The 17,914-nt window shown below is 67.8% G+C and carries 18 protein-coding genes; 8 read left to right on the forward strand and 10 right to left on the reverse strand.

Features of this window, described 5'->3' with window-relative positions:
• Window positions 1-57: 57 nt before the first annotated feature.
• Window positions 58-1,143, forward strand: a complete 1,086-nt coding sequence (locus OCW50_RS01455; RefSeq protein WP_262296173.1) for a PLP-dependent cysteine synthase family protein — start codon at window positions 58-60, stop codon at window positions 1,141-1,143.
• Between the two features lie 444 nt (window positions 1,144-1,587).
• Here the strand turns inward: OCW50_RS01455 and OCW50_RS01460 are convergent, their stop codons facing one another.
• On the reverse strand, window positions 1,588-2,478 hold the full coding sequence (locus OCW50_RS01460; protein ID WP_262296174.1) for an NAD(P)H-binding protein: 891 nt from the start codon (window positions 2,476-2,478) through the stop codon (window positions 1,588-1,590).
• Between the two features lie 141 nt (window positions 2,479-2,619).
• Between OCW50_RS01460 and OCW50_RS01465 the strand changes: the two genes are divergently transcribed.
• Window positions 2,620-3,621, forward strand: coding sequence for an AraC family transcriptional regulator (locus OCW50_RS01465; RefSeq protein ID WP_262296175.1), 1,002 nt, complete (start codon window positions 2,620-2,622; stop codon window positions 3,619-3,621).
• Complete coding sequence (locus OCW50_RS01470) at window positions 3,618-3,890, forward strand: DUF2312 domain-containing protein (RefSeq protein ID WP_262296176.1); 273 nt, start codon at window positions 3,618-3,620, stop codon at window positions 3,888-3,890. Before OCW50_RS01465 ends, OCW50_RS01470 begins: the two co-directional genes overlap by 4 nt.
• Window positions 3,891-4,022: 132 nt before the next feature.
• On the opposite strand, the gene OCW50_RS01475 is transcribed toward OCW50_RS01470, so the two are convergent.
• Window positions 4,023-4,649, reverse strand: a complete 627-nt coding sequence (locus tag OCW50_RS01475; RefSeq protein ID WP_262270096.1) for a hypothetical protein — start codon at window positions 4,647-4,649, stop codon at window positions 4,023-4,025.
• A 418-nt stretch (window positions 4,650-5,067) separates the two neighbouring features.
• On the opposite strand from OCW50_RS01475, the gene OCW50_RS01480 reads away from it, so the two are divergent.
• Window positions 5,068-5,475 (forward strand): translation initiation factor 2, encoded by a 408-nt coding sequence (locus OCW50_RS01480; RefSeq protein WP_262296177.1) that lies wholly within the window; start codon window positions 5,068-5,070, stop codon window positions 5,473-5,475.
• Window positions 5,476-5,773: 298 nt separating this feature from the next.
• On the opposite strand, the gene OCW50_RS01485 is transcribed toward OCW50_RS01480, so the two are convergent.
• Together OCW50_RS01485 and OCW50_RS01490 are read right to left on the reverse strand one after the other, a co-directional pair.
• Window positions 5,774-6,670 carry an aminoglycoside phosphotransferase family protein gene (locus OCW50_RS01485; RefSeq protein WP_262296178.1) on the reverse strand — a complete coding sequence of 299 codons (897 nt, stop codon included), beginning with the start codon at window positions 6,668-6,670 and terminating at the stop codon, window positions 5,774-5,776.
• 393 nt (window positions 6,671-7,063) lie between these two features.
• Complete coding sequence (locus OCW50_RS01490) at window positions 7,064-7,978, reverse strand: alpha/beta fold hydrolase (RefSeq protein WP_262296179.1); 915 nt, start codon at window positions 7,976-7,978, stop codon at window positions 7,064-7,066.
• Window positions 7,979-8,113: 135 nt separating this feature from the next.
• On the opposite strand from OCW50_RS01490, the gene OCW50_RS01495 reads away from it, so the two are divergent.
• On the forward strand, window positions 8,114-9,013 hold the full coding sequence (locus OCW50_RS01495) for a LysR family transcriptional regulator (protein WP_262296180.1): 900 nt from the start codon (window positions 8,114-8,116) through the stop codon (window positions 9,011-9,013).
• A gap of 132 nt (window positions 9,014-9,145) precedes the next feature.
• On the opposite strand, the gene OCW50_RS01500 is transcribed toward OCW50_RS01495, so the two are convergent.
• Both OCW50_RS01500 and OCW50_RS01505 read right to left on the reverse strand, forming a co-directional pair.
• Window positions 9,146-9,421, reverse strand: coding sequence for a hypothetical protein (locus tag OCW50_RS01500; protein WP_262270091.1), 276 nt, complete (start codon window positions 9,419-9,421; stop codon window positions 9,146-9,148).
• A 159-nt stretch (window positions 9,422-9,580) separates the two neighbouring features.
• A complete protein-coding gene (locus tag OCW50_RS01505) occupies window positions 9,581-9,790 on the reverse strand; it encodes a helix-turn-helix domain-containing protein (RefSeq protein ID WP_262296181.1) in 210 nt (69 codons plus the stop codon).
• 209 nt (window positions 9,791-9,999) lie between these two features.
• On the opposite strand from OCW50_RS01505, the gene OCW50_RS01510 reads away from it, so the two are divergent.
• Window positions 10,000-10,524: a YqhA family protein gene (locus OCW50_RS01510; protein ID WP_262296182.1), complete on the forward strand. Its 525-nt coding sequence runs from the start codon at window positions 10,000-10,002 to the stop codon at window positions 10,522-10,524.
• 621 nt (window positions 10,525-11,145) lie between these two features.
• On the forward strand, window positions 11,146-12,084 hold the full coding sequence (locus tag OCW50_RS01515) for a DMT family transporter (RefSeq protein ID WP_262270088.1): 939 nt from the start codon (window positions 11,146-11,148) through the stop codon (window positions 12,082-12,084).
• Window positions 12,085-12,132: 48 nt separating this feature from the next.
• On the opposite strand, the gene OCW50_RS01520 is transcribed toward OCW50_RS01515, so the two are convergent.
• On the reverse strand, window positions 12,133-13,023 hold the full coding sequence (locus OCW50_RS01520; protein ID WP_262270087.1) for a LysR substrate-binding domain-containing protein: 891 nt from the start codon (window positions 13,021-13,023) through the stop codon (window positions 12,133-12,135).
• A gap of 215 nt (window positions 13,024-13,238) precedes the next feature.
• Between OCW50_RS01520 and OCW50_RS01525 the strand changes: the two genes are divergently transcribed.
• Window positions 13,239-13,565: a DUF1127 domain-containing protein gene (locus OCW50_RS01525; protein ID WP_262270086.1), complete on the forward strand. Its 327-nt coding sequence runs from the start codon at window positions 13,239-13,241 to the stop codon at window positions 13,563-13,565.
• Here OCW50_RS01525 and OCW50_RS01530 read toward each other — a convergent pair.
• The 3 genes from OCW50_RS01530 to OCW50_RS01540 form a co-directional block, all read right to left on the reverse strand.
• The gene (locus OCW50_RS01530; RefSeq protein ID WP_262296183.1) at window positions 13,562-14,299 is read right to left on the reverse strand and encodes a DUF937 domain-containing protein; all 738 of its coding nucleotides are present in this window, start codon (window positions 14,297-14,299) and stop codon (window positions 13,562-13,564) included. The genes OCW50_RS01525 and OCW50_RS01530 overlap by 4 nt on opposite strands.
• A 91-nt stretch (window positions 14,300-14,390) precedes the next feature.
• Window positions 14,391-15,773 carry an MATE family efflux transporter gene (locus tag OCW50_RS01535; protein ID WP_262296184.1) on the reverse strand — a complete coding sequence of 461 codons (1,383 nt, stop codon included), beginning with the start codon at window positions 15,771-15,773 and terminating at the stop codon, window positions 14,391-14,393.
• Window positions 15,773-17,620, reverse strand: a complete 1,848-nt coding sequence (locus OCW50_RS01540) for a monovalent cation:proton antiporter-2 (CPA2) family protein (protein WP_262270083.1) — start codon at window positions 17,618-17,620, stop codon at window positions 15,773-15,775. Before OCW50_RS01540 ends, OCW50_RS01535 begins: the two co-directional genes overlap by 1 nt.
• Window positions 17,621-17,914 lie beyond the last annotated feature (294 nt).

Below are 17,914 nucleotides of genomic sequence, written 5' to 3' on the forward strand. Positions count from 1 at the left end.
CTGGACGGATTCGGCCCCTTTCACTAAGCTTGAGAGGGAGAAACGAGGAGGGCCCGCATGGACAACCCGAAGCCTCAGATCAGGACGACCGACGGCCGAGGACGACTGTTCGACAGCGTCGTCGACACCATCGGCGACACGCCCTGCATCCGCGTCAACCATCTCGCGCCCGCGCATGTCACGCTCTACGTCAAGGCCGAGTTCTTCAACCCCGCCGCCTCGGTCAAGGACCGGCTCGCCATCGGGATCATTGAGGCGGCCGAGCGGTCCGGCGCGCTGAAGCCCGGCCAGACCGTCGTCGAGGCGACGAGCGGCAACACGGGCATCGGGCTCGCGATGGTCTGCGCCCAGAAGGGCTATCCGCTCGTCGTCACCATGGCGGACAGCTTCTCGGTCGAGCGGCGCAAGCTCATGCGCATGCTGGGCGCCAAGGTGGTGCTCACGCCGCGCGCCGCCAAGGGCTTCGGCATGTACCAGAAGGCCGTGGAGCTCGCGGAGGCGAACGGCTGGTTCCTCGCCCGGCAGTTCGAGACGCAGGCCAACGCCGACATCCACGAGGCGACGACCGCGCGCGAGATCCTCGGCGACTTCAAGGGCCGGCGACTCGATTATTTCGTCACCGGCTACGGCACGGGCGGCACCGTCACGGGCGTCGGCCGGGTGCTGCGCCGGGAGCGGCCCGAGACGAAGATCGTTCTGAGCGAACCGGCGAACGCGCAACTCGTCGGCAGCGGCCGCGCCCAGGGCCGCGCCGAGAACGGCGCCCCGGCCGAGAGCCACCCGGCCTTCGAGCCGCACCCGATCCAGGGCTGGACGCCCGACTTCATCCCGTTCGTGCTCCAGGAGGCGATCGACCGGAAGTTCTACGACGAGCTGATCCCGGTGGCCGGCGCCGAGGGCATGAAATGGGCCCGGATGCTCGCCCAGAAGGAGGGCATCTTCACCGGCGTCTCCGGAGGCTCCACCGTGGCGGTCGCCATGCAGGTGGCCGAGCGCGCGCCCGAGGGATCGGTGATCCTCGCCATGCTGCCCGACACCGGCGAGCGCTATCTCTCGACACCGCTCTTCGAGGCGATCCCCGAGGACATGACCGACGAGGAGGCCGCCCTGTCGCGCTCGACCCCGGGCTTCCAGATGGGCTGACGGTCTGGCGTGTCGGACGGGAGGGATGCCCTCACGCCGCCGTCCACTCTCCACGTCATCACCGGGCTTGTCCCGGTGATCCCGCTTCCGAGAGGCGCGGCGCTTTTCCGCTCGGGATGGCCGGCACAAGGCCGGCCATGACCCGGGGAGGGGCGCGCCACTCCAATGGTCATCCACCACGTCATCACCGGCCCTGTGCCGGTGATCCCGATCATGGGAAGCGCCGCGCCTCACCGCATCGGGATGGCCGGGACAAGCACGGCCATGACCTGGGGAGGGTGTCCGTGAGAGCATGGGATGGCCGGCACAGGGCCAGCCATGACAGGGGAGGTCGTGCAAACCGCCCATCGGGTCAGACTTTCCGAGGCCCTGACCCCGGCCCTTATGCGGATGGTGTGCAACCTTGCGGACGAAGCCGTTGCCCGACGGCCTGAAGGAGATCGTTCACGCCCGTCCCGTGACGGCCGGCCGCAGCACGTCCTCGCACCATTGCCGGAAGGTGGTGGGCGTCGTGTTCTCGGCCGTGCGCGGCTCGGCGTTGTCCAGGCCCTCGGCCTTGGCCGTCATCATGTCGGCGTAGCCCTCCACGAAGGCGGGCGACAGGCCCGCGGCCGACAGCTGAGCCTTGAAGGCCTCGATCGGAACCGCGCGGTGCACGATCGGCCGGCCCAGCACCTCCGCCATGATCCGCGCCATGTCGTTTGGGGAGAGATCTTCCGGGCCGAGCACCGCGCGATGTCCCTGGCCGCTCCAGCCCCGATTCACGAGGAGGTCGGCGGCCACCGCGGCGATGTCGCGGGTTGCGCAGACGGGAGCCTTCCGGTCGCCGCGACCCGGCGAGAAGAACTCGCCCCGGTCGCGGATCGACGCCACCTGCCGCAGCAGGTTGTCCATGAAGGACGGCATCGTCAGAGCGCGATAGTTCACGCCCGTGCCGGCGATCAGATCGTCCATGGCGAGCGACGCGGTGACGAGCCCGGCCCGGTCCGCCATCGGGGTGCCCCGGCCCAGGGCCGAGATCCCGACCACGTGACCGACGCCGCACATCTTGAACGCCTCGCAGGCGGGACGGGCGAAGCCCGCATAGACCGCGTTCAGGCTCTCCGCATGCGGGTTGGGCGGAGGGAGCCAGAACACTGCGTCCGCCCCGTCGAAGGCGCGCTCCACCACGTCCGCCTCGCCATGCGAGCCCTGGACGACCTCGATCCGCGCGAGCGTCTCTTCGGGCAGGCGGGACGGATCGCGCGCGATGACGCGGACCGGTTCGCCCGCGTGCAGCAGCCGGGCCAGGACCTGGCGGCCGATGGACCCGGTGGGCGTTGTGACGACGATCATGCCTGTTCCTTCCTTGATGATACCCACGCGACGGCCCGGGATGTGTTGCCCGTGCCCATGCTTTAAGCTCTCCTGGCTTTAATCCGCTGCGGCCGGACGCTCCATGCGCGTTCGTCCGAACAATCGTCGAGATCGTCCAGAATGCCAGTCGATCCTCTCTCCGACGTGTTGGCGCTCATCAAGCCGCGAGGCTCCGTCTCGGCGGGCTTCGAGGCCGGGGGCGAATGGGCGGTCCGCTTCGCCGACCAGCACGCCCGCATCAAGTGCTACGCGGTCACCCGCGGCGCGTGCTGGCTCGCGGTCGAGGGCACGGACGAGACCGCTCTGATCCGGGCCGGCGACTGCTTCATCCTGCCGAGCGGCCGGCCGTTCCGGATCGGGAGCGATCTCGATCGGCCGCCGGTCGACGCCGCCACGATCTTCCCGCCCCCGCGGGACGGGGGCGTCGTCTCCCTGAACGGGGGCGGCGCCTTCGCGCTCGTGGGCAGCCGCTTCGCCGTCGAGGGGCGTCACGCGTCCATGCTGCTCGGCGCCCTGCCGGCGCTCATCCACATCCGGCGCGAGAGCGACCAGGAGGCGCTGCGCTGGTCGGTGGAGCGCATGATGCGGGAGATCCGCGAGGGCCAGCCCGGCAGCGCCCTGGTGGCGCAGCATCTCGCCCACATGATGCTCGTCCAGGCGCTGCGGCTGCACCTCGCAGAGGCCGGGCCGACGCGCGTCGGCTGGTTCTTCGCCCTCGGCGATCCGCGCCTGTCAGCCGCGATGGCCGCCATGCACGGCGATCCGGCGCATCGCTGGACCCTGCGGGAGCTCGGACGGCTCGCCGGGATGTCGCGATCGAGCTTCGCCCTCGCGTTCCGCGAACGGGTCGGGGAGACCCCGATGGCCTATCTGACCCGGTGGCGGATGCTGCTCGCCGCCGAGCGGTTGTCGGCGGGCGATCAGATCGCCTTGATCGCCCCGAGTCTCGGCTACGAATCCGAGGGCGCGTTCAGCACCGCGTTCAAGCGCGTGATGGGCCGCTCGCCGCGCGCCTTCGGCGGCCGTCAGGACGGGACGGCACGGCGGCCGCCCGGCATTAACCGGGTGCTTACCCGCCTGCCCGATAGTGCCGGTCTGGTGACGGCAAAGGAGAAGCCATGAGTGACGTCGTTGGAATTCCGGGCAATCGGATCCGCTCGTTCGTGGAGCGCATCGAGCAGATCGAGAACGAGATCAAGGAGCTGAACGAGGCCAAGAAGGAGGTCTTCTCCGAGGCCAAGGGCGAGGGCTTCGACGTGAAGATCCTCAAGGAGATCATCAAGCTGCGCAAGCAGGACCAGGACGAGCGCGACGAGCACGACAGCCTGCTCGACGTCTACATGCGGGCCATGGACGAGGCCGGTCCCGAGCCGGTCGCCGAAGCGGCCTGATCAGCCCCGCGCGCCTCCGACGCGACGAAGGCCGCCTCTGACGAGGCGGCCTTTTTCATGCGCGTGCGCGTGCCAAGAGTGGAGCGTCGGATTCACCCCAAAAGGGCAAGTCCACGTTTCGCGTCCGATGCTTCAGCCGCGCGACGGCGCCGACTTCTTGCGCGCGCCGCCCGTCCGCGCGGCGCCGGTGCCGCGATCCTCGCCGCCCTGGCCGCCGAGCGCGCCCGTCAGCACCTCGCCCGCCGCTCCGATGGCGGCCGCCGCCACTTCAAGGGGCGCGGCCACGATCTCGGCCCCGAGGCTGCCGGCCGCCGACACGGCCCGGCGGCCTTCCTGCACGCCGCCCTGGCCCTGCGCGCCGCCCTGCGGCGCCTCGAGCACGTTCGCCACCGCCCTCAGGGCCTCGGCCATCACGGCACGGGCCTGCGGGGAGGTGAGGGTGGTCTCGAGGCTCGAGAGCCACGCCATCGGGTTCAGCAGGCCGCCCTGCGGACGGGACGCGGAGCGCGCCCGGCTGGTGGAGCGCGACGCGCCGGCGCTCGCGCGGGCGGAGGAGCGCGATCCCGCCGCGGAGCGGGCTTTGGCCGGAACGGCCTGCGACTTCGTCGCGGAGCGCGCGCTCGCCTTGGGCTGCGCGCGCTTCTGCGCGCGCTTCGATGCGGCGTCTCCCGTCTTGGTCGCCGACCGGGACGCGGATGCTCCCGAGGTCTTGCGGGCCTTGCTGGGTTGTGAGGTCCCACTCTTCCTGCTCGTCGCCATGGTCATGTCCTCTTCTGGTGAATCCGAGAGCCGGCCGCGCCGGGGCGCGGCCACACCCATGACAATGACACCGTGTCCATTCGGTTCGCGAAAAGCCGCGGAATCACCGCGCCGCGTCGTCGCTCCTCTCGTGGCGAGAGAGGGCCTCTCACCCCTTTTCGATGATGGGGAACGCCGTGCCGCGCAGAAGCGGGATGGCCGGCCATGACGTGTGGAGGGTGTTCGCACCGCCTCATGCAACCCGCCACGTCATCGCCGGGCTTGTCCCGGTGATCCCGATTGCTTTGAGCAGCGTGTCCCACAGAATGACGAGGCGCCACTCACGTTCCGGGAGACCCACCAGTGGCAGACTTGACCGTGAGCCCTACCTGCTTCTGAGAGCGCGGCATTGTGAGCCGGCACGGGAGAGGGACGATCCATGCGAATGCGCGTTCTGGCATGCGGGGCGGGCGTGGTCTTGTCGTTGGCGGCCTGCAACACGGTGACCCGTGGGGTCGAGGAGACGGTGACCATCACGGCCAGCCCGAACTCGGCGCGGATCCGAACGTCGCTCGGGCAGGAATGTCCCCGCTCGCCTTGCGTCGTGAAGGTGAGTCGAAAGACCGAGTTCACCGCCTATGCGGACGCCAGGGGATACCGGCCGGGGTCGCTCCTGGTGAAGTCCGTGCTGACCGATCAGGCGGCTCCTGGCGTGATCGGGAACGCCATCCTGCCCGGCGGATCGGTTGGCCTGGTCCTCGATGCCGCAAACGGCGCCATGCTGGACCACCGGCCCAATCCTGCCCATATCGACCTCGTTCCCGTCGGCCGCGCCCGAAACCGGTAGCACCGGGCACGTCCGGCGATTCCGATCGTGCGAGGCGTCCTGCGTCGCAGGCTCTCGATGCCCGACTCGAGCAACCGTCATCACTGGCCCTGTGCCGGTGATTCCGATCGTGTGGAGCGCCGCGCTTTTCCGGATCGGGATGGCCGGGACAGGCCCGGCCATGACAGGTGGAGGGTGTCAGTGAGACTGTGAGAGGGCCGGACGTCGCGCTCTGGACGCGGGTCACTTGCCTCGATGGGCGGACGTTTCGTCGGCGAGCATTCAGTCGTTCCCGAAGGTCTCCCGGCGCCGGTCCCGTTCAGACGAGGGGATCGTCGAGCAGGCGGGACAGCGTGCTTCGACCCAGGGCACTCATCCTCGGATTGGTCCGCCGATAGTACCAGACCAGCCCCATCGCCTGCTGGAACGCCCATGCGGCGCCGCGCATCCACTCCACGTCGCCCGATCCGAGACGCGACCGCACGATGTCCCTGCGATCCCGGTCGAGAAGATGCCACGCCGCCACGAGATCCAACGCCGGATCGGCCGGTCCGAAGCCGCCGGCATCGAGCACGCCCGCGAGACGCCCGTCGCGCACGAGAAGATTGGCCGGAATGAGATCCCGATGGCTCATGACGTCCGGGCCGGAGGGCGGCAGCTCCCGCAGCCGGGCCCACAGGCCACGCAGGCGGGCGACGTCCAGAAGGCCGTCGCTGTTCCTGAAGCAGACATCCATCCAGTCATCGTGATCGGGAAGGCGGCCGCCTCTCCCCGGTCCGTCGAAGCGGCGGCCACGGGTGTCCGCGGCCCGCAGGGACGCGATGAGGTCGGCGACGTCCCGGGCGAAGGCCGCGGACGCCGCAAGTCCGGTCGGCGTCGCCGTCTCGCCATCGATCCAGCTCTGCACCGCCCAGGCCATCGGATAGCGCGCGCCGGGCCGACCGAGCCCGAGCGGTCGAGGAGTCGCATAGGGAGAATGCGTCGCGAACTCGGTCATGGCGGCCGCGTCCCGGCGAAGCATCTCGGCGCATGCGGCCGCGTCCATGGCGCGCAGAGGGAACCGTGCCGCGACGCCCGATCCAATGCGGAAGATGGCATTGTCCGTGCCGGCCGATGCGAGCCGCACGATCCGTTCATGGCGATACTCGGGAAACTGATCGACGACCAATTCACGAACCATATCGGCGTCGATGGGAACCTGATCATCGTGCATCATGCGACCCATCTCTCCGGCCCGCCCTGGTCATGAAGGCCGGCGACAGACATGAGGTGCAACGCCACGGCCGGCAAGCCTTCGGAACGGACCCGGGTGTCTCATCCTCCCACGTCATCACTCGCACGTCATCACCGGGCTCGTCCCGGTGATCTCGATCGTCTGAAACGCAGCGCTCTACCGATCGGGATGGCCGGCACAAGGCCGGCCATGACGTGGGAGGGTGGCGGGAAGGGCGGAGGGTGCCATGACGGGGGAAGGGTGGCGCCACGCGGCGGCCCGCAGCCTTCCGTTCGGGATGGAGCCAGGGCTGAACGGGTTGGGTGGTACAAGTTCAGCTTTGTGCCATGAGCGCTCCGTCCGTCGCGGCGATCCGTCGGCCGAGCAGTGCGATGTTCACTGGGACGTCAGGAAGGAGCGAACCATGACGCTCGTCGCCGTCGGGTTCTCTTCCATGATCCAATGGCCCGAATCGGGAATGATCCCTTCGGTCACGTCACTGGCGGCAAATCGCATCACGGTCGCCATCATCGGGCCGAACGACTTCTCGCCCCCGATCGCCAGCACGGGCATTTCGAGCTTGCCCTTGGCGGCGAGGAAAGCCTTGTTGTCGACGGCATCCTGATCGAACGCGGCGAACTGGGCGAAGCCCGAATGCATGGCGCCCGGCATGGCGTACAGGCTGGCATAATGCTCCCGTGCAGCCTCGGAGAAGCGGCTCGGCGTGGCCGAGAACTCGTTCCAGAAGCGATCGAGATAGATGCGCTCGCGGCCGGCGACGAGGCGCTCCATGTCGGGCCCCCCGAACCGGAAATGCCACAACAGCGGATTCTTCAGGACCTCTTCCCACGGGCCGATACCCGGCAGGGGAGCATCGATCAGAACGAACCGCCTCACCCGTTCCGGGTGCTGGACGGCGAAGGCGTAGCCGACCATGTTGCCGATGTCATGCGTGACCAGATCGGCGCGATCGATCTGGAGCGCGTCGAGCACGCCTGCCACGTCGCCGGCCTGGGTCTTCTTGTCGAACCCCGCTTCCGGCTTGGAGGAAAGCCCCAGGCCGCGCAGATCCGGGACCACGACCGTATGGTCACGGACAAGATCCTTGGCCAGGGGCGCCCACATGTCGCCGGTTTCGCCATAGCCGTGCAGCAGAACCACGGCCGGGCCCGTGCCGCCGACCCGGACGTGGATCGTGGCGCCGTTGGTGGTGATCTCCTGTGTCCGGACTTCGGCTGGGAACGGCATCTGCGCAGCAGCCGGCAGCGCGAGGGCTGCGGCTCCCAGAGCAAAGATTGCGAACCTGAGCATCTCTCATCTCCTTTCAACCGGAGAGCGTTTGCCGTGGCTGCGGTCAGGGCTTCTCCGTCGGAGGCGGAGATAGCGCTCGGGCATCTTCCGGATTAGGCTCCAAAAGGAGAAACTGGCCTCCGGAAAGTCCGAACGATGATGAAGCTCGATGGCATCGCCACCTTCGTGGCTGTTGCGGAGGCCGGCTCGATCAGCGAGGCGGCGCGCCGTTTGAGACTGTCGAAGTCCGTGGTCAGCGACCGCCTGGTCGAGCTCGAGCGCAGCCTTGGCGTGAGGCTCGTGCATCGGAGCACCCGTCGGCTGAGCCTGACGGAGGATGGGATCACCTTTCGCGAGAGGGCGTCCCGCATCGCCCGGGAGGTCGAGGAGGCGATGGCGGAAATGGCCCAGCGCAGCGGCGCTCTGGTCGGCCCCTTGCGCATCTCCGCGCCGGTGACGTTCGGTCGAATGCATCTCGGGCCGGCGGTCTATCCGTTTCTCGCCAGGCATCCCGGCATCGAGCTGACGCTCGATCTCGACGACCGGCGGGTGGATGTGTCGGCGGAGGGCTACGATGCCGTGGTCCGGCACGGTCCGCTCATGGATTCGCGGCTGGTCGCCTGGCGGCTGGCGCCCAGCCGGCGCGTTCTCGTCGCGTCGCCGGATTATCTGGCACGGCACGGCACGCCCGGCGCGGCAGACGACCTCGAGGCTCACCGCGGGATCTTCTATACCAACCGGGGCGTCGATGACTGGCGGTTCCCAGGGCCGGCCGGGGCAACAATCGTGCGCGGTCGGGTGGCCCTGCGCGTCAACAACGGCGACATGATGCGGGATGCCGCGCTGTCGGGGATCGGCATTGCCCTCCTGCCGACCTTCATCGTCGGCCACGACATCGCGAGGGGCCGCCTTCAGATCGTCGACGTGGGGCTCCGGTCCGCTCCCGAATTCATCTATGTCGCCCATCAGGAGGGGCGGCGGCCTTCGGCGAAATTGAGGGCTTTTGCCGAGTGCTTGCGCGAAGCCTTCGGAGAGCCGCCGTATTGGGAGCGTTGACGGCGCGCCCGGACGATCAACCACCACGTCGTCACCGGCCTCGTGCCGGTGATGACGAGAGAGGGCGCACGGATGCTGTCACTCCGGGACGCCGCGGCCCCGGATGAACAGGGAGGCCGCCCGCGCCGCGCGTCAGAAAATATGCCAGTCGGGCGAGGTGCCGGTCAGGAGCCCGTAGACGCCCGCGACGACGTTCGCATGGGCTTCGAGCCGGTCCTCGGTGGTCGTGGCCTCCTGGAGATCGCGGTCGTGGGCGTAGAAGAGTTTGTCGTAGGCATCGACCGGAGGCGGATCATTGTCCCCGGTGATCTTGCCGCCCTCGACGCCGCCCGAGTAGTCGAGGCCGCCGTAGAGGCCGTAATGGATCCCGGTCTTGCCGAAATGGAAATAGTCAGGATTGGGAAGCATGGCCGTCCCTCGCCGATTGTCCCGAAGGCCCCATGCTTGTCCCGGTTTGTGTCGATTGAGGGGCTGGCGCATCGGCTCAAAAGTGGATCGCCCCATTTGGAACCGATGCTCCACTCCTGATGGGGCGCGTCGTCGGACGCGCGACGCCCCGGGCGGTCTCTATCCGTAGGGAAACGGCCGGGAGCTGAAGATCCGCTTGGGCGGCATCGGCAGCTCCTTGAAGGTTTCTCCCATCACGGCCCGCTTGATGACCGTCCGGTCGACCCCGTAGTCGCGGGCGAACCGGCTCCACTCCCGCTCGCCCGACGCGTATCGCAGGCGTGCCTCGAGAACCTGCTCGGTGGAAAGCTTCCTGGTCTGCGGCGCCACGACGAATCTCCATAAGAACGAAGCATGAACGTCTCATGGAGCTCCGGGTTCGTCGATGGGCTGTGGCGGAGCCTGTGGAGAACGGGGAAAGGTCCCTTCGGGACGCATCAGCGGCCGCGCGGCCATCTCGCGTCGGATCGGGTGTGTTTCCCGGCCGATATGGTAAAAATGGACCGGTGCCGCGAAACCGTCCGTGGGGTCTCCGTCAGATGTTCCACGTCATCCTGTCCCTGCGCTGGGTCACGCTCGTGGCCGCCATCGGGGCGGCCATCGGCGCCATGCTGATGTTTGTCGAGGGCTGCCTGAAGCTGGGATATGCCCTGCAGATGGTCGTTCAGCCGAGCGCCGATACGCAGACCCTGGTCATCGCCACCGTGATGCAGGCCACGGATGCGTTCCTGTTCGGCCTCGTCCTGATCGTGTTCGCCTATGCGATCACCTTCGGCTTCGCCTTCCGTCTGCCCTCCGGCCTTCGAGCCAAGGCGCCGTTGTGGATGCGGGTCGAGGGCCTCGGCGAGATCAAGATCACCCTGATCCAGGTGGTTCTGGTCTACCTGGTGGTGGACTTCGTCACCGACGTGGTGGAGACCGAGACGCGCGTCACCTGGGAGATGCTCGTGAAACCGGCGGCCATCGTGCTGATCGCCGGAGCTCTCCGTCTGCTCGGCTCCGCGCTCGAGGACGACCGGCCGGGGAGGCCCGAGAAACCGCAGCGGCCGTCGGAGACCGTCTAAAGCATCGGACGTGGACTCGACCTCACGCCCGATGCTTTTGGCTTTTGCTTGGAGCATCTTTTCACGCAAAACCGGTTCCCACTTTTGCGTTCGATGCTTTTGGCTTTTGTTTTGGAGCATCTTTTCACGCAAAACCGGTTCCCACTTTTGCGTTCGATGCTCTGGCGCATCGTGCGGACGAAAGCGCGCCACCCTCCACGTCATCACCGGCACAAGGCCGGCCATGACGTGGGGAGGTTGTCGGCACCGGGTCACACACCCTCCCACGTCATCACCGGGCTCGTCCCGGTGATCCCGCTTCCGTAGGGCGCCGCGCCTCACCGCATCGGGATGGCCGGGACAGGCCCGGCCATGACGTGGGAGGGGACTGGGCGAGGCCGATCGTGATGCGGGAGGGTTTGCGCCCGAGCCTGGCCCGCTCTGTTCCGACCGGGCCGGCAGGTTTCCCAAGGGAAAGCCCTTGGCCGGCCCTGGAGCGCTGAGATCCGGGCCGTTCCAGGACGTTCCAGGGCGGCACCTTGGGACGTCTCATCACCGTTCCAGGGGAAATCGATCAGATATCATCATTTGTGCTGATGCGTCCGCGGGCGTATTCGGGAGGCTTCGAGGGAACGAGACGCCATGACCGACGCCGCCATGCCGACGCAGACCACGCCCGCGCGCGCCCTGAAGGGGCTCGACGGGACCACGCTCGGGCTCTACGCCGCCACCGTGTTCCTGTGGGGGGTGAGCTGGATCGGGATCCGGGCGCAGCTCGGGGTCGTGGCCCCGGAGATGTCGGTGCTGTGGCGCTTCCTGCTGGCGGCCGTCCTCATGTGGGCTCTCGTGCTCGCCACTGGGCACCGGATGCGCTTTCCGCTCGCCGATCACGGGCGCTTCCTGGCCGTGGGCTGCTGCCTGTTCTCGTTCAACTTCCTGTCGTTCTATTACGGCGGCCTGAGCATCCCGTCTGGGCTGCTCTCGGTGGTGTTCTCGCTCGCCTCCGTGTTCAACCTGGCCCTGAGCTTCATCGTGTTCCGCCAGGTCGTCGAGCCCCGGGTGGCGCTCGGCGGGGCGATCGGCGTCGCGGGGATCGGCCTGCTGTTCTGGCCGGAGATCGCGGGCGCGGGCTTCAACGCGGCGGCGCTCAAGGGCCTCGGCCTGTGCGTGATGGGCACCCTGTTCTTCTGCTCGGGCAACATGATCTCGACGGTGGTGCAGCGCCGGGGCGTGCCGCTGCTCTCGGCCACCGCCTGGGGGATGACCTATGGCTGCGCGGTGCTGCTCGCGCTCAACCTCGCGCGCGGCAACGCCTTCATCATCGAGCCCACCGCGAAGTACATCGGCTCGCTGCTCTATCTCTCCGTCGGGGCGTCGGTGCTGGCCTTCATGGCGTATCTCACCCTGCTGCGCCGCCTCGGCGCCGCGCGGGCGGGCTACGCCACGGTGCTGTTCCCCATCGTGGCGCTCACGGTCTCGACCCTGATCGAGGGCTATGTGTGGACGCCGCTCGCGATCGTCGGCGTCGTGCTGGCGCTCGCCGGCAACGTGCTCGTGCTGCGCCGGCCGGCCGCCAAATAGGCGTTGTCGCCGGCGCGACGTCTCGTCGGCGGGTCGGCCTTTGCCGCGCTACTCGGCCGCCAGCGGCGCCATGGTGCGGGTCGAGCCGAGATTGTCGAGGGACTGCTTGATGTGGAAGCCGAGCGCGTCGGCGAGCGGGTTCTCCTCGCCGCGGGCGCGGATCAGGCCGATCTTGCACGAGGGCAGGGCCGGGAAGCCATCGGAGGGCCCCAGGATGCGCATGCCGGGCCGCACGGCGCTCTCCGGCAGGACCGACACGGCCAGGCCCGCCATCACGGCGGCCCCCACGGCGGTGGAATGCCAGCTCACATAGGCCACGCGGAACGGCCGGCCGGCGCTCTCGAGCGCCTCCGTGGCCGAGTGGCGCCAGTCGCAGCTCGGACGGCCGAGCGCCAGGGGAATCGGGCTCTCCTCGTGCACCCCGTGGCGCGTGGACGTGACCCAGAGCAGCTGCTCGATGCGCACGATCTCGGACGGCCCGCGCCGGTCCACATGGGTGATGATGGCCAGATCCAGGTCCCCGTGCTGCACGCGCTCGATCAGGTTGGGCGTCGGCTCGCACATCACCGTCACCTCGGCCTTGGGGTTCGAGCGCGAGAACCGGGCCAGGATCTCCGGCAGGTAGCGGTCGGCGTAGTCGTCGGGCAATCCCAAGCGCACGCGGCCGGTGAGCTCGTTGTCGTTGAAGGACGCCATGCATTCCGCGTTCAGCCGCACGATCCGGCGCGCGTAGTCGAGCAGGCGCTCGCCCTCGTCGGTGAGCTTGGACAGGCGCCCGTCGCGCTCGAAGATCGCCTTGCCGACCCGGTCCTCCAGCCGCTTCATCTGCATGGAGACGGCGCTCTGCGTCTTGTGCACGATCTCCGCCGCCCGGGTGAACGACCCGGTATCCGCGATGGCCACGAAGGTGCGAAGCTGGTCAATGTCGAGCAGGTGCATGGCTTTGCCCTCATCATCAATCAAGTTGATGATACATATCTCAAACAATCGTTTCAAGTGATGAAAGGCGTCTGGTAGAATCTTTCATATCCTGAGAAAAGAGTCAGGATCATCAACGCGTTGCCTGGAAGGCCGGTGGTAGGGCCTTCCATGAAACGCCCGGAAACGGGCGTTCCAAGGCCGACGAACCGAACGTGAGAGCAAGGAGACCTCCGATGAACCGGTCCGCATTATCGACGATGACCTTCTCAGGAACGGCCGCTCTGGGGCTGTTCGCCCGCGCGCTCACGAATCTCGTCAAGGCTCTGCAGCACCGCCGGGAGGTCAGGAACCTCGCCGAGTTCGATGACCGGATGCTCGCGGATATCGGGCTGACCCGGGGCGACGTGATGGGCGCGCTCGACGAGCCTCTGACCCGCAACCCGTCATGGGTGTTGGTTCGAAGCGCGGAGCGACATTCCCGCGCCGAAAGGGCCGTCCCTTCGGCAGGGCCGGTTCGACCCGTGGTTCCAATGGTGAAGCCGCTCAAGCGCTTCGCCTAAGCCTTTCCGTCCTGGCTCCGCCAAGCATCCGAGAAGATCGACTGAAGGGACGCGAGATACTGGAGCTGCATCTCGCGCCCCTTTTCCATCATGTCGTCGAAGGATGCGGACGAGGGCGGGGCTTCTTCCTTCGGCTCTTCCGGCGGTGGAGCCCTGAGAATGCTCGCCATCATGTCCTCGAACGGATTGGCATGCTTCTTCTCGGGCGCCGTCGCGGTCATCCACCCGGCCCAGAGATCGGCCCAGGGATTGGCGGTGCCCGGCTTCTCCCTGGCGGTGTCCTTGGCCGATGCGAAGGATTGAAGAGCCTGGGCGTGCGCGGTCATCCAGTGGGACATGCCGCCGGCCATGATGCCGGCGAGAATCGGAAGCAATTGCTGCATGGTGTCGGTGCTGATGCCCGCGTAATCGGCGGCCTGATGCGCCACGCGGCGGCTGACGTCGTCGGAGCCGAAGAGCTGGTCGAGCAGCCGCCGCCCCTCCTGCTGGGCCTGCGGCGTGAAGGGGTTGCCGGCCGCCTGCCAGAAGTTCTGATAGGCGCCGCTCATCATGGATTGGAACAGGCGGGCCGGATCGCTCGAAGCGGTGGCGTGCTGGAGCCCCATGGCGAAGGCCGGCATGAAGGCCGCCATCGTCTTCTGCGCCTGATCGCCCGACAGGTTGAACTGCTGCGCGAGGGTGGCCAGGGCTGCGTTGGTCTGAGCCTGGCGCATCAGATCGAACCAATTGAACATGGCAGTCTCCTCGCTGACGAAACGCTCGTGCTTGGCCCCAAGCGGGGCGGCGAAAACGAACCGGTGATCCAGGCCGGAGGCGCCCGGACCGTCACACCACCCGGACAGCTTGCCTCTCCAGGCGCCGGATTGTCCAGAACGCAGTGATGACCGCCGCGATCCCGAACGCCACGGATCCCGCGCCGATTCCCAGGAGCGCGCCCTTCGGGCCGCCGATCTGCGCGCCGAAATACGCGAACGGGATCATGCCCAGCGTCGCCCGCCCCCAGTTGAAGAAGGTGGAGAGAAGCGGATAGCCGAGATTGTTGAACGAGGCATTGGCCACGAAGACGAGGCTCACGAAGAACCAGATGAAGCCGCTGAGCTGACAGAAGAACTGCACGATCTCGGCCGTGGCCGGCGGCGCGTTGAACGCCTTGGTGATCGGAACCCGCACGAGGAACAGCATCAGCCACATGCTGCAGACATAGACGGTCATGAAGATCAGCGCATCCTTGAGCGTCTGCTTCATGCGGTCATAGCGCTGAGCGCCCCAGTTCTGCCCGAGCACGGGCCCGATGGCGCCCGCCAGGGCGAAGACGCCCGCGAAGGAGACGGGCGTGACCCGGTCGATGATGGCCGAGGCGGCGATCGCCTGATCGCCGAACTGCGCCATCACGCCCGTGAAGAAGCCGTTCGCCACGGGAGCCGCGATGTTGGTCAGGATGGCCGGAACCGCGATGGCGAAGAACGACCGCGCGTCGACGGCCATCGCAGACCAGTCGGGCCGGCCCAGAAGACGATGGGCGCGGGTGAGATAGAGGAAGCTCACATAGATATAGGCCACGCGCGCGATGCCGATGGTCAGCGCAGCGCCGTTGGCCTTCAGGCCGAGACCGAAGATGAGGATGGGATCGAGCACCACCGTGACGGCCGCCACGGACAGGGTGGCGTACATGCTGCGCTTGGCATCGCCGGCTGCGCGCAGCACCGTGGAGAACGCCATGCCGATGGCCATGAGACCGTTTGTCGGCAAGGTGATCCATAGGAAGTTGCGGGCCACCGCGTAGGTCTGCTCGCTTGCGCCGATCGTGGTCAGGATCAGCGGCAGCAGGGGCAGAATGACGAGGCTGACGACGGTCGCGACCGCCGTCATGAGAATGCAGCACGAGGTGGCGAGACGGCGCGCGTCGTCCGGCCGGCGGGCGCCGAGGGCGCGCGACACGAGCGCCCCGATGGGGATCATCAGGCCCACATTGATCGAGATCGTGAAGAACATCACTACGGTGGCGAGACCGACGCCGGCCGTCAGGCTCGGCTCGTTCAGCCACGAGATGTAGAGCAGGGACACGAGATCGACGATGAAGATCGCGATGAGACCGACGGACGCCGTTCCGGTCATGACGAGAACGTGGCGCATGGTCGATCCGACCACGAAGCGCGGCGGGAGCTCGCCCGCCATGCCGGCTTTCTTCACCGAGGGTTCCGCATCCATCACGACACGCCTTCGCCGAGAATGTCCCGCGTCTCCGGGCTGAGGGCCCGGGCCTTGCTGGTGGGAACAGTGAGGGGCTCCGGCGTGATCCGGGCGCCCACCACCAGCTCAGCTCCTCCCATGCTGCCCACCTCCTTCTGCAGCACGAGGCGCGCGATGTCGCGCTTGCGCACGTCGTTGGCGGCCGCGGCCGCGGCCTCCGGCGCGGTGCCGAGCTCCTCGAGGGCCGCCCGTCCGAACACGATGGCGGATTCGAACACCTCGCGGATCTGGTAATCCACATCCCGGTTCATGAGCTCGATCGCATGGATCCGGTCGAAGGCGCGCACGAAGCTGCGGGCATTCTGGAAGTTCTCATGAATGATCTCGATGATCTTCAGGAGCGCCTCCCGGTCGTCGATGCAGATGCAGATCATCTCGGCCTTCTCGGCGCCGGCCGCGCGCAGAACGTCGAGGCGTGTGCCGTCGCCGTAATAGACCTGAAGCCCGAACCGGCCCGCGTCGCGGATGCGCTCGACATCCTTGTCGATCACCGTCGCCTCGATCCCCTGGGCGAGCAGAACCTGGTTCACGATCTGGCCGAACCGGCCGAAGCCGATCACGAGAACGCGGCTTTCGAGCTCGCCTTCCTGGCCGGCGAGCCCGGGCAGATCCGGCTGCTCGTCGGCCTCGGCGCGGCCGGCCACCATTCTCTCGACGAAGGTCGACAGAAGCGGGCCCAGCAGCATGGTGATGGCGGCGAGCGCCGTGACCGGCTGCGCCTCCGCGGGAGACATGAGCCCCAGTCCCGTGGCGACGGGAATCAGCACGAAGGCGAACTCTCCGGCGGTGCACAGCAGGGTGCCCGAACGAAGCCCGTCGCGCCAGCTCGCGCCGAAGAGCCGCGACAGAACCGCGATGAGGAGGCTCTTGCCGACGATCACCGCAGGCGCCGCGATGACGAGGAGCAGCCATTGCTCGCGCACCAGGGCAAGGTCGATGGACATGCCCACGCTCATGAAGAACAGGCCGAGCAGCATGCCGCGGAAGGGCTCGATATCGGCTTCGAGCTGGTGGCGGAAATTCGATTCCGCGAGCAGCAATCCGGCCAGGAAGGCGCCCATCGCCATGGACAGACCGACCTCCTGCATGAGCAGGGCGGCACCGAGGACGACGAGAAGCGCGGAGGCGGTCATGACCTCGCGGGCGCCGCTGCGGGCGAGGATGCGGAAGAAGGGATTGAGGCCGTAGCGGCCGACCAGCACGACGGCGGTGATCCCGAGCAGGGCCTCGCCCATCGCCAGGAGGCGATCCACCAGGGAGTCCTGCTCCGCCGCCCCGGAGGCGAGGAGCGGCAGCACGGCCAGCAGCGGGACGACGGAGAGGTCCTGGAACAGCAGGATCGCGAAGGAGCGCTGGCCGTACGGCGTCTGCAGGTCGTTCCGCTCGCCCAGCATCTGGAGCGCGATGGCCGTGGCCGAGAGCGCGACCGCCACCCCTGTCACGAAGGAAGCCTCGGCCGAGAACCCGATGGCATAGGCGGCTCCGCCGAGAGCGAGGGCCGTCACGGCCAGCTGGGCCGAGCCGAGGCCGAAGATGTCCCGCTTCATCTCCCAGAGATGGGACAGCTTCAGCTCGAGCCCGATGATGAACAGGAGCAGCACCACGCCCAGTTCAGCGACGGTCGCGATGGTCTGGGGATCCTCGACCAGGCTCAGGCCCGACGGCCCGATCGCGACCCCGGCCGCGAGATAGCCCAGGACGGCGCTCAGTCCGAGGAGCCGGAACACGGGCACGGCCACGACCGCCGCCCCGCAGAAGGTCAGGATGGGTGGAAGGAAGCTGACGTGGGAAGCGGTGGAGGCCATGAGCGATCAGGGAAGGTGACGGGGCGTGCCACCTTTCTAGGGATTCCGGCGGGCAAGTGCGAGCGTTTCTTGACGGGAACGGCCCCGCTTCGTGCCCCATCGCACAGGTTCGGTTTCCCGCCCTCCAGGTCGTCACCGTCCTCGGGCCGGGGATCCCGGCGTGAGAAGCGCAGGTGCCCTTCGAAGCGGGATGGCCGGCGAGAGGCGGGTGAAGACTGGCCGGCCATGACCGGGCAGGGGATCACACTCGCGGCGAAACTGCGTCGCTCCCGCTTGACAGGAGGGGTCTCGTCT

The sequence above is a fragment of the Microvirga sesbaniae genome (assembly GCF_025460805.1).
GTDB lineage: Bacteria > Pseudomonadota > Alphaproteobacteria > Rhizobiales > Beijerinckiaceae > Microvirga > Microvirga sesbaniae.